The 992-nt window shown below is 45.2% G+C and carries 2 protein-coding genes; both read right to left on the bottom strand.

Translation table 11 applies throughout. From position 1 onward, the window contains the following. Window positions 1-80: 80 nt before the first annotated feature. Complete coding sequence (mreD, locus tag A3739_RS06690; protein WP_068476111.1) at window positions 81-560, bottom strand: rod shape-determining protein MreD; 480 nt, start codon at window positions 558-560, stop codon at window positions 81-83. Continuing rightward, window positions 557-992 (bottom strand): rod shape-determining protein MreC (mreC, locus tag A3739_RS06685; RefSeq protein WP_068500807.1); only part of this gene is annotated, 436 nt, incomplete at its 5' end. The genes mreC and mreD, both read right to left, overlap by 4 nt.

Raw genomic sequence — 992 nt, 5'->3', positions numbered from 1 at the left:
TTTTTAATGGATCGTAACCTAGCTGTTGTAACAACTCTAAACGTCTAGGCGAGGCCGAAGCTAACACTAATTGCACTTACCTACCCTCGCAAAGCAAAGCTAATTCTGTCGTATACAACAACAAGAATAGGCCATAAAAACCCACTAAACATAGCCCGAAGCAACAAATCTGAAGGTGCTTCAGCTCGACTTAACAGAGAGGTAAAGGTGTTCACAATCAACAAATGAATAATGACAACAACGAACGCAACAAGAGACTGCTGCAACAAAGGATAAAGCTTAAAGCGCTTGTGCATGCCTATCGCAAGATACGACACGATACTCAAGGCTAAGGCGTTGATCCCAAGGTATACACCACTGATCACATCCAGCAGCAGACCAATAAAAAAGCCTACAGTTATACCAACAGTACTAGGCGAGCGCAGAGTCCAAAAGAAGACTGTCATGACCAACCACTCTGGTCTGAACAACGAAATCATTGCCGGCAAATATATGAGTTCGAGTATCACCGACAACATGAAGGTGATCACCACGGCCAACATACTAGGCTGATAAATCATTGAGCGACCTCAACACCGCTTTGTGGCGCATCATCTTTATTTGGAAAAACTAATAACAATAAACGACTGCGGTTAAGATTAGCTTGCGGAGTGACTTTCACTGTCGCAAATGCTGCTCCTGGATCGTGTGCAACTTTCGTCACGGTCGCTACAGGGTAGCCTGACGGAAAGCGCCCACCTAAACCAGAGCTCACAAGTAAATCTCCTTCCTGAATATCTGCTGTATCTGGAACATTTGCTAACTCTAAGGCGGATAGCGAACCAAACCCGTAGGCAACGGCGCGAACACCATTTCGATTAACCTGCACCGGCACGGCATGACGATCATCTGATATCAACAAAACCCGACTTTGAAACTCACTGACATCAATCACTTGGCCAACTAAGCCATATTCATCTAATACAGCTTGCCCAACATACACACCACTGCTG

The sequence above is a fragment of the Oleiphilus sp. HI0067 genome (assembly GCF_001635735.1).
The sequence above is the reverse complement of the archived record's forward strand: the minus strand, read 5'-3'. Positions and strand labels throughout refer to the sequence as shown.

Excerpts from the sequence above, each read along its gene's own strand:
- mreD (WP_068476111.1), bottom strand. The coding sequence starts at position 560 with ATGATTTATCAGCCTAGTATGTTGGCCGTGGTGATCACCTTCATGTTG.